We start from the raw sequence: 14,079 nt of genomic DNA on the forward strand, positions 1-14,079 counted from the left end.
TTAGTATAGGGCGTCACCAAAAATTTTGCAATAAATATGTCTTGCTAGTTGAAAGAGAGGTTGCTTCTGGAATATTGTTCGCTCGATTTAATGAGAGGAAGAGGTGTAGTCAGCTAAGACGATACAAAAAAGCAACGCTCACGATAGTAAGATCGTAGACGTTGCTTTTTTGAAATGACTATAGGAACAGTCAAAAATGCTTACTGATTTCCACGGACATCTAACAGTGAATAGTTGCGGACATCAAAACGATTGCGACTTGATGAATACTCGATCGGTTGTCCGTCTTTTAGATAGACTACTTGTTGGACTTCCAGAACTGGATCTGTTTCGGCGCAATTCAAATATTGTTGATCGAAGGCAGAACTTTTATCTGCTGAGATCGCGCGATAGGCTCCGGCAAAATGGACATTAAGTTCCTTGTGTAAATAGTCGTAGATCGATGATAGTAGATGTTCTTTCTTTAATCCAGGGACAAGTTGCACTGGCATAAAAGTGTGTTCTAGAATATACGGTTCATCATCTAAGATACGTAGGCGATGAATGTTATACACAGGCTGTTCCGCATCGATCATCAAGCGTTCTTGAATAAAAGCATTAGGAAACTCAACATCGAATTGAATGATCTGACTTGTCAGCGAGCGTTGTCGGCGTTTCATTTGTAAACTTAATCCTTCGTATTCATTAGCTGGAGAAGTATCTTTGTTTAAATAAGGATGGCTTAAAATCTTAGTTCCAGACCCTCTTTGGGAATAAACGAGTCCTTCCATGGCTAAGATGTTGATGGCTTTTTTGATCGTCATTCGACTAGCGTTGAATTCTTCGACTAGATCCACCTGATTTGGTAAAAAACTATTTGGTGGATATTTTTTTGAACGGATTCGATCTCTTAGGACATTTGCGATTTCTTCATATTTTGGCACGTTTTTCACCTCACTTTGAGTATAACGAAAGATCATAGCGCCGACAACCAATAAAAGCATGAGAAGCGCGGATAGCTTTATCAGAGAATTTACTTTTTAATTTTGGTACAGGAAATAGCTGACTGATGTTTTATAGAGGACAGTTGCTCATTGCGATCAATAAAATACCAATTTATGTATGTTTCAAAACTTAAAGAAGCACCCATGAAAATGCAACGAGCAAATTTTCGTGGATGCTTCTTTGATTATTGTTCGTGAATATGTTTATTTCAACTTCAAATACTACATTCCTTTAGTATAGGATCAAACAACATCCATATCAGGTTGTTTATCTAAGATCATCAAGAACGGATACCAGATAACTGCAACGATCACAAAATCGATCACTTGGAGTAAGCCACCTAACCATGAGTTTGTGGCTAAGACACCACTCGCGATGATTGGCACTGTCCATGGAACGGAGACACCAGTTGGCGCTGGTACGATACCTGCTGCCATTACAAGGTAGTTGAACGTTGTTACGACTAATGGTGCGACAACCCAAGGAATCAAAATAGTTGCGTTCAATACGATCGGTAAACCAAAAATTGCTGGCTCATTCACGTTGAAGATTCCTGGTGCAAGAGCTAAACGACCGACATCACGATATTGTTTTTTCTTCAAAACAAAGGCCATCAATAGTACAACAGCTAAAGTCATACCTGAGCCACCGATTCCGACAGTGAATGTTTCCATAAATGGTTTTGTGATGATGTGTGGCAATTCTTGACCATTTTGATATGCTTCTAAGTTATCAAGCATGAGTGTGTTCCAAATCGGGTCCATCACAGAGTTGACAATGATTTGACCATGAAGACCAAAGAACCATAAGAATTGTACAAAGAACAAAGCAATTAAAGTTGCAGGTAAACTACTTCCTAAACCAGTCAATGGTTTTTGGATAACTTCGTAAACCACATCATGCAAGTTTGCGTGGAAGACACCAGTCATCACTGCATTGATGATCAAGAAGACAGTTAAAGTAACCACTGCTGGGATCAACGCTGCAAATGATTTCGTCACAGCTGGTGGTACGCTTGCAGGCATTTTGATTTGCCAACCACGTTTAGTGATTCGGCAATAGATTTCACCGGCGATGAAAGCTGCGATCATACCGATGAACATTCCTTTTGCACCTAAGCGATCAAGAGTCAACACACCTGATACTTCTTCGCCACCAACAGTTGTCATGACGAAAGGTGTTAAGATCAAGAAGCTGGCGAATGAGACAGCCCCTCCAAAAATACCTTCTACATCATATGATTTAGATAAATAATAGCCAATACCAAAAGTAACAAAGACAGACATGATACTCATTGTTGCATTTTGTCCATTTCCAAATAAGCTAGACAACGTTCCTTTAGTCGCATCACTAAAGAAAGGTAAGTTATTGAAAACGACAACAATCGATCCGAACATCGTTAAAGGAAACGATAACATAAATGCATCCCGTAACACTGTCAAGTAACGATTTTGCCCTAGTAGGTTCGCTAAAGGCATGATTTTCTGAGCAAGTTTATCCATAAAACCGTTCATTTTATTCACCTCTATTATAATTTGCAATCGATTACAAAATGAGTATAACTTCAATCTGGATAAATGTCTAGTCATTTATTTAAAAAGTATTGATTTATTTTTATGGTTTGGTATGATTACGTTATCAAAAGAAAAATAAGCGAGGGACTAAACATGACAAACTATGTATTTCCAGAAAATTTTTGGTGGGGCTCAGCTGCTAGTGGACCACAAACAGAAGGACGTGTAGCAGGAGATGGAAAAGGAGAAAATATTTGGGATCATTGGTACGACTTGGAGCCTGAGAAGTTTTTTAACCAAGTAGGGCCAAGCAAGACTTCTCAAGTCTACACGAAGTATAAAGAGGATGTCGCATTGATGAAAGCTACTGGTCATAATACGTTCCGAACATCGATCCAGTGGAGTCGTTTGCTTCCTAATGGTACAGGGAAAGTAAATGAGCAAGCAGTCACTTTCTATCGTACGTATTTTGAAGAACTGATTGAAAATGGTATTGAACCCTTCGTCAATCTCTTCCATTTTGATATGCCGATGCCTTTACAAGAAAAAGGTGGCTGGTTAGCGAGAGAGACTGTTGATGCTTATGCTGAGTATGCCAAAACATGTTTTGAGTTATTCGGCGATCTTGTGAAGAAATGGTTTACGCACAATGAGCCGATCGTCCCTGTAGAAGGTGGCTATCTTTATCAGTTCCACTATCCAAATCATGTGGACTTCAAAGAATCTGTTCAAGTGGGTTTCCACGAAAACTTGGCAAGTGCGAAGGCGATTCAGATCTACCATGAAACAGGACAAGATGGGGAGATCGGTATTATCCTGAATTTGACTCCAAGTTATCCACGTGACGAAAATAATGCGGACGATGTGAAAGCTGCGGCGATTGCGGACGCCTTTTTCAATCGCTCATTCCTTGATCCAGCAGTAAAAGGTGAATTTCCACAAGAGTTGATCGATATCGTCAAAGAATTGGATATCATGCCTGTTATGGAAGAAGGCGATTTGACGATCATCCAAGAAAATAAAGTGGATCTATTAGGAATCAATTACTATCAACCACGACGGATCAAAGCGAAAGAAACACCGATCAACAATAATCGTGCGCCGTTACCAGATGATTATTTCGATAACTACGATATGCCGAATAAAAAAATGAATCCTTATCGTGGTTGGGAAATTTATGAGAAAGGTATCTATGATATCTTGACGAATACGAGAGAAAATTATGGCAATATCAAATGCTTTATCTCTGAAAATGGCATGGGTGTCGAAGGGGAAGAGCGCTACGTAAATGAACAAGGCATGATCGAAGATGATTATCGTATCGAGTTTGTGACAGATCATTTGAAATATGTGCATCAAGCCATTCAAGAAGGAACAAATTGTTTAGGGTATCATATGTGGACATGTATGGATAACTGGTCATGGACAAATGCGTATAAAAACCGTTATGGCTTTATCGCAGTCGATCTAGATCAAGATGGGAAACGGACGATCAAAAAATCAGGACACTGGTTTAAAGAAGTAGCAACAAATAATGGTTTTGACGCTTAATTAATGGCTTAAAAATCAATTATTTTATAACTAAATGAATGGGATAAATTATTTTGAAATAAGGCGGTGAATCTAAAAATTAGATTTTCTGCCTTATTTTTTCTGTTGGAGCCAGGGGCTTTTGAACCATATCCATAAGAATTGTTCTTCGTTTCTAATCGTGCTACACTAAAAGAAAAGAAGGAGGCGGTTTCAATGGTAGACACGTATAAAAATATTTTAGTAGCAATCGACGGTTCAGAAAAATCAGAAAAAGCATTTATTGAAGCAATCGCAACAGCAAAACGAAATCAAGCAAAATTACACATCTTGTATGTAAATGAGGTGTCAGGAAATTATTTTGGTGACTTTGCTTTTGTCACAACAAGTTTACAAGAAGAGTTAGATGAAGTGGCAGACAAACAAATGAAGGAACATCAAAATCTAGCGATCGAAAAAGGTTTGACGGATATTAAAACATATGTGTTATACGGTTATCCTAAAACATTGATCGCAAACTTCAACGAGTCAGAAGAGCCAATTGACTTGATCGTCATGGGGGCGACTGGGTTAAACGCCGTTGAACGTGCATTGGTTGGTTCAACGACTTCTTATGTGGTAAATCACGCGAAATGCAATGTATTAGTAGTAAAATAGAAGATGTTGTTCGAACTATTTACTTTTAACATATAATTTATCCGTTTTTGAGGATGCTGCATGAGTTATTGCGCATCCTTTTTTGTTTTTCAGCAGAAAATGCGGTAGGATAAACAAGACAAACGTATTTCAAATAGGAGATGGATGAAATGGAACAACAATATGTCCAAGTAATGACGATCGCTGGATCAGATAGTGATGGAAGTGCAGGGATGCAAGCAGACTTGCATACGTTTTTTACAAGAAAGGTCTATGGGGTATCTGTTTTGACTGCTTGTGTCGCTGGAAATTCTTATGGAATCGGTGCAAGTGTTCCTTTACCTACAGATTTTATCGATAAAGAATTTGAACTGATTGCAGAGGATTACCAAGTCAAAGCAGCAAAGACGGGGATGCTAGCAGATGCGACATTGATCAATACCGTGGTCAAAAATATTCAAAGGTATGATTTCGGTCCCTTGGTCGTTGATCCAGTCATCATGACGAAACATGGCAATCAATTATTGGAAGAAGAAGCATTGACTACATTAAAAACAGCATTACTGCCATTGGCAGAAGTAGTGACCCCTAATTTTTATGAAGCCGAAAAACTAACTGGTCTCAAATTGAGAACAGAAGAAGACTATGAAAAAGCGGCTAAGATCCTCCAAGAGCTGGGACCCAAAAATGTTCTGATCAAAGGACATCATACTAGTGATTCCAATCAACAAACAGTGAGGGATTATGTTCGTTTAGCTTCAGGAAAAACATTTTGGTTAGAAGCACCATTTTATGCAACAGATCGCATCAATGGAACAGGTGATTCTTTATCTGCGTGTATTGCTGCTGAATTAGCAAAAGGAGAAACAGTGGAAGCAGCCATCCGTATTGCGAAACAATATGTCAATCAAGCAATCAAAGAAGAACTTTTTATTGGACATAAATATGGCCCAATCAATCATTGGGCGGCAAGTACGATCGACTAACTGATAGCAAAAATGATTTTAAACAGCACTCCCCTGATAGCTACTAGTGCATCCTAATGGATTCTGGTGGTTCTCAGGGGAGTTTGTTGATTAAGTAGATAACTTTAGAAAAATAAGTAGTTGTTTTTTGAAAAATAGTTAAACACTGTCTGGACTCCAACTAACTCACCTCTAACAAAATAGTCTCATAAAATAACCTGTTTTTCATCTTTCTTACATCCTTTGTTAATTTTTTTGTGTTATTATATGCTACGTGGTTAGTATGCCTTGGTTTTTAGAAAGCGCAAACAAAAAATAATCTTTAGTAGGAGAAGGTTTATGAAAGCAATTCTATATCGTGTGCTAAGAAGACGTCAATTTATTTATATGTTAGCTTTTATGGTAGTTCTAGGTTTATCTTGCTTGTTTACATATGGTATCATTGGGCAATACCCATGGAAGGGAGGGTATGACGAACCGACCAGTCTTTATTCATTGCATATGCTTGTTATTCCTGCGGTTACTTTAATAACGTTTAAGTTTTCTTTTTCATTGCTTGCAACGATTCCGATCGGTGATATTTTAGCGGAAGATCGCCAGAGTGGTTATATGAAATCGATGGTGTCTCACATCACGTTAAAAAAGTATTTGATCAATCATTTTTTGTTGGCTTTTCTCATTGGTGGATGCTTAGTGGTTATTCCTGTCCTTGTTAATTTTATTAGCCTCCTGTTTTTTATACCTGTGACGCCTTTGCATCGATTTTATAGTATGTTTTTGGTCCCTTCTGATGAATTCATGCCCCATTTGTATTATGACCATCCAAGCATCTATTTGTTAGTGCGAAGTGCCTTTCTCTTTTTGTATGGTGGCTGTCTCTCTTTATTTGCTAGTATTTGCGCTTATTTAACACATAATCGTTACCTTGCTATCTTGATTCCAATGTTTTTTGTGTTAGTCAGCGATATGTTGATCAGTGTGTTGCGTGCTGCAAAATATAGTTTGAGTGATCAATTTATTGGTACAGAAAATCTTCAGTTGACAGGCGTTTTGTTTGTCATAACTATACTGCTATTTGCAGTCATGACGGTGATCTATGGGGTGAAGAAGAATGAGATTTAAGCAAACCATTTGCTATTATTTGTCGCTTACTTCACATAAGAAAATCTGGGGATTTTTTTTCATAGGGATGATCTTCAGTTTGGGTAATTTAGTTTATCAGTATTATCAGATGGGACAACAATACGACGAGTTAGATTTACTGCTTTATGGACCATACGGTATTTTAAATGGAGGAATAAATGGATTTATCAGTTCTATTTATTTGATGCTATGGCTGTTTTTTATCCATAGCATAGATAAAAAAACAGAAGAAAATTTTTACTTATTACATGTTAAAACAAAGTTGAAACTATTGGTGAATAAGGATCTAATCATAGTTTTGAGTCTGATCCTCTACATAATTTTCGTTTTCCTGGGATTTATTTTCGCCTACCTCATCATGTACGCTCTCGTTAAGGGAGAATTGGTGGAGGCAGAGCTAACTTTATTGAATGTTGGTAAGATCGCAGCCATCAAGTACTTACAATTTCTATTTATGGGACATCTTTTTCTCTTATTAAATAGAGTAATTAGAAATTATTTAGTCGTTGTATTAATGGTTATGACAGTATTTATTATAAACTTAGTTGACTCATTTCCGGCTTTTAATCTCGTGTTTATCGTTAATAGACAACAAATAATGGCTCAAGGTACATTTATCGCTTGGCTTGGTTTATTGATTTCTCTGAACCTTTTGCTTTTTGCAGCAAAATATACAGTCATTCTACTAAGGAGGTCCAACCAATGGTGCTTACCTCGATCATGATAGTCACTAGACGGATGATCAGTTTTACCTTTACCTATGGGAAAAAATGGTGGATCTCTACTGGGGTGTTTTTGATAGGTTACCTTTTAGCGATTAAGTATATGTATCCTAGGATTCTTTTTGATGGAGAAAGTATCCTTACTTTCTTGTTTCAAGGTCCTTATCCTATTCATAACTATACAGACTATTTACTTCCTTATCTTTGGCTTTTGTTTCATCTGTTCTCATTGCTATTTATTTTTTTCCCGATCATTGAATTATTGGAAACACAAAGTATTTTTTTATTGATCCGGATCAAAAGTAGACGTAAATTGGCAATTTCAATTTTTCTTACGATCATAGTGGATTGTTTTGCCTATCTTCTCATTTTTTTCAGCGTACTTTTTTTTATTTTTTATTCCGCTGATTTTTGGTCGTTGGCTGTTATACACTATAGCTTTCTTTTATTTTCGACGCTAATCTTGCTTAATTTTTTAGCCACATTCATTTATTTTATTTATTCAAACGGTATCTTCTCGTTATTGATTTGCATGGGCATGTTGGTTGTTGCAAGTCTAGTCAATTTTAAGTTTATGCCTTATAAATATTCATTGATTCTAACTAATGATATTCATTTCTATTTGACCCATCCTACATTATTCGTGGTTTTAGGAATACAGTTGGGATTATTGTTAGGTTATTTGGTTGGTATTTTATTTTTCATTCGTAGGCACATATTTTAGGAGGGTTTCCATGGCATTTTTAGAAATAAAAGAAGTAACCGTTGAAAGAAAAAAACAACGAATCCTTAATGAGGCAACGATTTCAGCTGAGCTTGGTGACGTTGTAGGTTTCATCGGTCAAAATGGTTCGGGTAAAACAATGCTTTTTAAAGCAATTTGTGGCTTTATTCGTCTTTCAAAAGGAAAGATCAAGGTAGGGGAAGAAACAATCGGCAAAGAAGTAGACTTTCCTTCTCATACAGGAATGTTGATTGAAAATCCTGGATTTATTGGTTCGATGACAGGTTTTGATAATTTATATAGCTTGTCGTTATTGACTGATAATGTCAAAAAAGCTGAGATTGTTGAACTATTAACACTCGTAGGTTTATTGGATAAACAGAAAGTTAAGGTTGCCAACTATTCTTTAGGAATGAAACAACGTTTAGGAATCGCACAAGCGTTGATGGGCGACCCGACGATGATCATTTTAGATGAGCCTTTTAATGGGTTGGATAATCAAGGCATCGAATTATTGATCGAGATTATTGAAGAATTGAAGTTAAGAAATAAGCTAGTCTTGCTGACTAGTCATCGAAACGAAGATTTGCAAAGAGTTTGCACCAAATTTTATCAAGTTGATCGTGGAAGTCTTTCAAGAATTGAGGTATCGAATGATGAAAAAAAGTAAAATTTTCTTTTTTTGTCTAGGCGGTTCAATAATCTTAGCAGTCGCAGCAACTCGTATTATCGAAATCAATCGTGGAGTACCCAAATCATTTGCAATTACCACTTACCATTTGAACGACGTAGTCTCTTTAAATGATTTAGAACTTACTGTTTTAAACTATTCTAAAGGAAAGTCCTATCATTATGATGGTGGGAACCCGATGGACCAATATGAGTTTATGCCTGTGACAGTTACAGTAAACGTCAAAAATATATCGCCGGATGCCCAGGATTTGGCAATTTTGAAAGAAAGTCGGTTATTTAGTGGCTACAACTATTACAATACAGGTGATGTTGACTTTCCGCAACAGGTACTAGATCCTCAACAGCAAACGACGCTTACATATGTCTACACGGTCGATGCAGAAAAAGTAGAAGAATCCTTTCAATTTGTGTTAACAACTCAAGCTTTACTTCGATTTGATCAAGCGAATTATCATGTTAGTTACGATAAAGGAGTCTATAAAGGTGTAGCTATCCAGCTATGATCGTTCCAATTCAATGGAAATTTTGAAGGGTCTCTTTTTTTCTTAATACTGTAAAGACAGCTCAACAAAAGAAACTCCCTTAGCAGCCTTTGAGAAATCTGCTAAGGGAGTTTCTTTCTTGAAATATCCTATCAATGAAATAAGGTTGTCATTACAACTGTTGATTATTGAAGGAAAAATAGGTTACAAAATCGGTGAGAATAGTCTGGAGATTTGTTGTTTGAACAGCAACCAATTTGACATTTCTTTGATTGTTTCAGTAGTCATCGGATTGCTTGCTTGTTCATCAAGTACAAATTGGTCGGCTAGTTGTTGCAAGAAAGCTGGATCATAAATGATTGCACTACTTTCAAAATTCAAACGATAGCTACGAATATCTTGGTTGGCTGATCCGACTATGCAGATTTCGTCGTCCATGATCAATGTTTTCGCATGTAAAAAGCCATTTTCATAAACTAAGATCTGTACATTTTCTTTGATCAATTGGCGAGCGTAGTACTGAGTTGCTCGGTAGATGAAAGGATGATCTGGTTTGTTAGGGATCATGATTTTCACCTCTACGCCAGAAGCGGCAGCGATTTTTAACGCAGCAATCACACTTTCATCAGGAACTAAATAAGGTGTTTGGATCCAGATACGTTTTTTTGCTGAACTGATCAGCTTGATAAAGGATAACTTTATCTGTTCCCGTTCATTGTTCGGTCCGCTAGATACAAGTTGGATCGATGTTTGGTATAGTTGATCCTGATCCTTTTTCTCTACTTTGTAAAAATAATCTAAATGATAGCCAACTTTTTTTTGATCCGGCACAGAGACATTCCAATCCATCAAAAAGCGAAGTTGTAGTAAAGAGGCGGCGGCACCGTAAATACGAATATGTGTATCTCGCCAATAGCCAAATTTTTTGGTGTGATTGACGTATTGATCGGCAATGTTGAAACCACCTGTGTACCCGATCTTACCATCAACAACGATGATTTTCCGATGATCATGATAATTTAGACGAAAGCGTAGAAGTGCCCGTTGCGAAGTGATGAATGTATGGACATGACCGCCATTTTCGACTAACTTTTTAAAATCTTTTGTTTTTGTGCCATGAGAACCAAAGGCATCATAGAGTAAGCGGACTTCGACACCTTCTGCTGCTTTTTTTTCCAATACTTTTAAGATCTGTTGACCGATATTGTCGGTAACAAAAGCATAATATTCGATATGGATGGAGTGCTTGGCTGCTTCGATATCTTTCAGCACAGCAGTTAATTTCTCTTGACCGTCTGTCAGGAGTGTGACGGCGTTTTTTCGAGTGAGTGGCATTTGATTCAAGGATGAAAAGAAATCAACGAAGTGCTGATGATCTTCATTCTGGATGATGGGATCATAATGTTCCAAGGTATCTCCCTTGAAATCTTGGAAATTCTCCAGTTCTCTCAAATCACTCTGACGGAGATGGAATTTTTTCTTGTCGGTCAACCCCCGACCAAAGAAAAGGTAGAGAATAAAACCAAAACCAGGTAAAGCAAATAAAACGAGCAACCATGCCCAGATCGCTGCGACGTCACGAGGTTTGATCAAGATAGTTACAAGTGCAATAAGTGCGTTCAGTACATATAAGAAAGTAATAATGCTTCCTACCACGAGTAAATCCTCCTTTATATAATAACACTAGTATAGCATGAGAAAGGTGAGAAGCCTATTCACAAGAAAACAAAGGTGGAAATTTTTTGAAAATATCATGAGCGATAAGCAAAAGTTGTTGCAATTTAAAAATAAATCATGTAGGATAAAAGTACAGTTGAATATCTCCTTAGGGGAGTAACCGACAACATTTGTTGTGATAATATCAACAGTAAGTTAACCAATTGGTTTTCTGGTATTGTATGAAATGGTGAGACCTAAGACAAATCCGTATTTGTCTTAGGTCTCTTTTTTTTCAGGCGATAGCGGAAACAATAACTAAAATGGGGGATGAAATTTGGAAAACAAGGAACACGCACAATCAACGGTCTACAAAGAATCGATCGACACGTTGATGCAACAAACGCAAAGCTCACCTGATGGGTTGAGTAGTACGCAAGCAAAAGAAAAATTGGAAAGAGATGGCTTGAACCAACTGAAGGAAGCGCCGAAGAAGCCAACTTGGAAACTGTTTCTCGAAACTTTTAAAGATGCGATGGTAATTGTGTTATTAGTTGTTGCATTGATTCAAATGGTGATGGGTGATTATATCGAATTTTTCGTTATCTTTGCCGTGTTGATGTTGAACTCAGTGATCAGTGTGATCCAAACGAAAAAAGCAGAAGGTTCACTTGAAGCATTGAAAAACCTTTCTGCACCAGATGCAAAAGTGATTCGTGACGGAAAAGAAATGACGATTCCAGCGAATGAATTAGTGGTTGGGGATATCGTTTTACTTGATGCAGGTGACTATGTACCGGCAGATGGACGTCTATTAGAAGCTGGTTCATTAAAAGTTGACGAAGGGATGTTGACAGGTGAGTCGACATCAGCAGAAAAAGAAGTAGTAGAAATCACTCAGACTGTGCCGATCGGTGATCGCTTGAATATGGTCTTTAGTGGTACGATCATTACTTACGGTCGTGGAAAATTCTTAGTTACTGCTACAGGAAACAATACAGAAATCGGTGAAGTTGCTGGTTTATTAGAATCAACAACGGAACAAGTGACACCACTACAACGTGGGTTGGATAAATTCAGTAAGAAGTTAAGTTTAGCCATTTTAGGCTTATCATTAGTGATTTTAGGTATCCAGTTATTCCGTATCTACATGGGTGGCGGAACAGGAGATATGACGGCGGATATCGTTAGTGCCATCATGTTTGCAGTTGCGGTTGCCGTAGCAGCGATCCCAGAAGCATTGCAATCGATCGTAACGATCGTCTTATCATTAGGAACAAATAAAATGGCGAAGCGACATGCCATCATACGTAAACTTCCAGCCGTAGAAACATTAGGCTCAACGAGTATCATTTGTACAGATAAAACTGGAACATTGACACAAAACAAAATGACTGTTGTTGACTATTATTTAGCCAATGGAGCAACTGGTGATTTTTCAAATGATCCAAAAAACTGGTCTGTCGATGAACGTCGTTTAGTTGAGATCAGTGTCTTGGCAAATGATGCGTCGATCAGTGAAGATGGTTCAAAATTAGGCGATCCTACAGAAGTAGCTTTCATTGACTTCAGTGAAAAAATGAACCAACCTTATCGTGAGATCCGTCAAACGTATCCAAGACAAGCGGAATTACCATTTGACTCGGATCGAAAATTGATGTCGACAGCACATGAAATCGACAATCAACAATTCTTATTTGTAAAAGGTGGACCTGATATCGTCTTTGGTCGTAGTACAAAAGCGTTGGTAAATGGTGAAGTCGTGCCAATGACAGACGAGTTAAGAAAAAAATTCCAAGAACAAAACGAAGCATTCTCAAATCGCGCATTGCGTGTGTTAGCCTTTGCTTACCGTCCAATCAATAGCTTAGAATTATCATTTGATGATGAAGATGATTTGATTTTAGTCGGTATCATGGCAATGATCGATCCGCCAAGAGAAGAAGTTACACAAGCGGTGAAAGAAGCGAAAAGTGCTGGAATCAAAACGATCATGATCACTGGTGACCATAAAACAACTGCGGTAGCTATTGCAAAAGAAATCGGTATTTTTGCTGAGGGTGACCAAGCGTTGACTGGTACAGAATTAGATGAATTATCAGAAGATCAATTGAATGAAGTATTAGAAAAAGTAACCGTTTATGCGCGTGTATCTCCGGAAAATAAAATCCGTATCGTGCGTGCTTGGCAAACAAAAGGTCATATCTCTGCAATGACAGGGGACGGAGTGAATGATGCTCCTGCCTTGAAACAAGCAGATATTGGTATTGCAATGGGTACAGGTACTGACGTAGCCAAAGATGCTGCAGCAATGGTTCTGACAGATGATAATTTCGCATCGATCGTCAGTGCAGTGGAAGTAGGACGTAATGTCTTTGATAATATCAAAAAGGCCATCTCTTACTTGTTCTCAGGAAACCTAGGTGCGATCATCGCGATCATCTTTGCCTTAGTTGCAGATTGGTCAAATCCATTTACAGCCTTACAATTATTGTTCATCAACTTAGTCAACGACTCATTACCAGCAATCGCGTTAGGAACTGAAAAAGCAGAGCCAGCGACAATGAAACGTCCGCCAAGAGATCCAAATTCAGGTATCTTTACGGATAAAACATTGATCTCTGTGACATATCGTGGCGTATTGATCGGTATTGCAGTTATTTTTGCTCAATGGTTAGGAATGCAACATTCTCCTGAATTTGGAGTAGCGATGTCCTTTACAACATTGATTTGGTGTCGTACGTTGCAAACATTCCCAGCTCGTTCAAATACGCAAACAGCGATCCAAGCTGGTTTCTTCTCAAACCGCAGTGTGCTATTAGCAGTTGCTGTATGTAGTGCGCTTTACTGTATTGCAATGATCCCAGGACTAAAAGAAGTCTTCTCGATCCCTGCAGCATTTGGATTGACTGAAGTCTTCACATGTATCGGAATCGCGCTTGTAACGGTTGTGTTGATGGAAATCACTAAAATGATTTTGGTACGTGTACAAGGAAACAAATAATCATCAAAGTAAAAATCGTTCATCTA

Annotated in this window: 12 protein-coding genes; 9 read left to right on the plus strand and 3 right to left on the minus strand. The window is 37.9% G+C overall.

What is annotated here, in order from left to right:
- Positions 1-200: 200 nt before the first annotated feature.
- On the minus strand, positions 201-923 hold the full coding sequence (locus tag IGI79_RS05105) for a GntR family transcriptional regulator (RefSeq protein WP_023519447.1): 723 nt from the start codon (positions 921-923) through the stop codon (positions 201-203).
- 303 nt (positions 924-1,226) lie between these two features.
- Positions 1,227-2,498, minus strand: a complete 1,272-nt coding sequence (gene celB / locus IGI79_RS05110; protein ID WP_019723475.1) for a PTS cellobiose transporter subunit IIC — start codon at positions 2,496-2,498, stop codon at positions 1,227-1,229.
- A 153-nt stretch (positions 2,499-2,651) separates the two neighbouring features.
- Here celB and IGI79_RS05115 point away from each other — a divergent pair, with 153 nt between their 5' ends.
- The 8 genes from IGI79_RS05115 to IGI79_RS05150 all read left to right on the plus strand — a co-directional run bounded on the left by IGI79_RS05115 (position 2,652) and on the right by IGI79_RS05150 (position 9,414).
- The gene (locus IGI79_RS05115) at positions 2,652-4,049 is read left to right on the plus strand and encodes a glycoside hydrolase family 1 protein (RefSeq protein WP_438845743.1); all 1,398 of its coding nucleotides are present in this window, start codon (positions 2,652-2,654) and stop codon (positions 4,047-4,049) included.
- Between the two features lie 195 nt (positions 4,050-4,244).
- Positions 4,245-4,685: a universal stress protein gene (locus IGI79_RS05120; RefSeq protein ID WP_010735813.1), complete on the plus strand. Its 441-nt coding sequence runs from the start codon at positions 4,245-4,247 to the stop codon at positions 4,683-4,685.
- Positions 4,686-4,834: 149 nt separating this feature from the next.
- Positions 4,835-5,650 (plus strand): bifunctional hydroxymethylpyrimidine kinase/phosphomethylpyrimidine kinase, encoded by an 816-nt coding sequence (gene thiD, locus IGI79_RS05125; RefSeq protein ID WP_065096600.1) that lies wholly within the window; start codon positions 4,835-4,837, stop codon positions 5,648-5,650.
- A gap of 318 nt (positions 5,651-5,968) precedes the next feature.
- Entirely contained in the window at positions 5,969-6,751 is a 783-nt protein-coding gene (locus IGI79_RS05130; protein WP_019724304.1) for a hypothetical protein, read from the plus strand.
- On the plus strand, positions 6,741-7,496 hold the full coding sequence (locus tag IGI79_RS05135) for a hypothetical protein (protein WP_019724305.1): 756 nt from the start codon (positions 6,741-6,743) through the stop codon (positions 7,494-7,496). Before IGI79_RS05130 ends, IGI79_RS05135 begins: the two co-directional genes overlap by 11 nt.
- Entirely contained in the window at positions 7,475-8,218 is a 744-nt protein-coding gene (locus tag IGI79_RS05140; RefSeq protein WP_019724306.1) for a hypothetical protein, read from the plus strand. The genes IGI79_RS05135 and IGI79_RS05140 overlap by 22 nt, the downstream gene beginning before the upstream one ends.
- Positions 8,219-8,228: 10 nt before the next feature.
- Positions 8,229-8,888 (plus strand): ATP-binding cassette domain-containing protein, encoded by a 660-nt coding sequence (locus tag IGI79_RS05145; RefSeq protein ID WP_019724307.1) that lies wholly within the window; start codon positions 8,229-8,231, stop codon positions 8,886-8,888.
- Entirely contained in the window at positions 8,875-9,414 is a 540-nt protein-coding gene (locus IGI79_RS05150) for a hypothetical protein (protein ID WP_155756830.1), read from the plus strand. The genes IGI79_RS05145 and IGI79_RS05150 overlap by 14 nt, the downstream gene beginning before the upstream one ends.
- Before the next feature lie 183 nt (positions 9,415-9,597).
- Here IGI79_RS05150 and cls read toward each other — a convergent pair whose 3' ends face one another.
- Positions 9,598-11,049 (minus strand): cardiolipin synthase, encoded by a 1,452-nt coding sequence (cls, locus tag IGI79_RS05155; RefSeq protein WP_438845744.1) that lies wholly within the window; start codon positions 11,047-11,049, stop codon positions 9,598-9,600.
- 337 nt (positions 11,050-11,386) lie between these two features.
- Here cls and IGI79_RS05160 point away from each other — a divergent pair, with 337 nt between their 5' ends.
- The gene (locus IGI79_RS05160) at positions 11,387-14,053 is read left to right on the plus strand and encodes a cation-translocating P-type ATPase (protein ID WP_438844163.1); all 2,667 of its coding nucleotides are present in this window, start codon (positions 11,387-11,389) and stop codon (positions 14,051-14,053) included.
- The last annotated feature ends 26 nt before the right edge of the window (positions 14,054-14,079 follow it).

Source organism: Enterococcus sp. AZ084 (genome assembly GCF_051714905.1).
Lineage (GTDB): Bacteria > Bacillota > Bacilli > Lactobacillales > Enterococcaceae > Enterococcus_B > Enterococcus_B pernyi.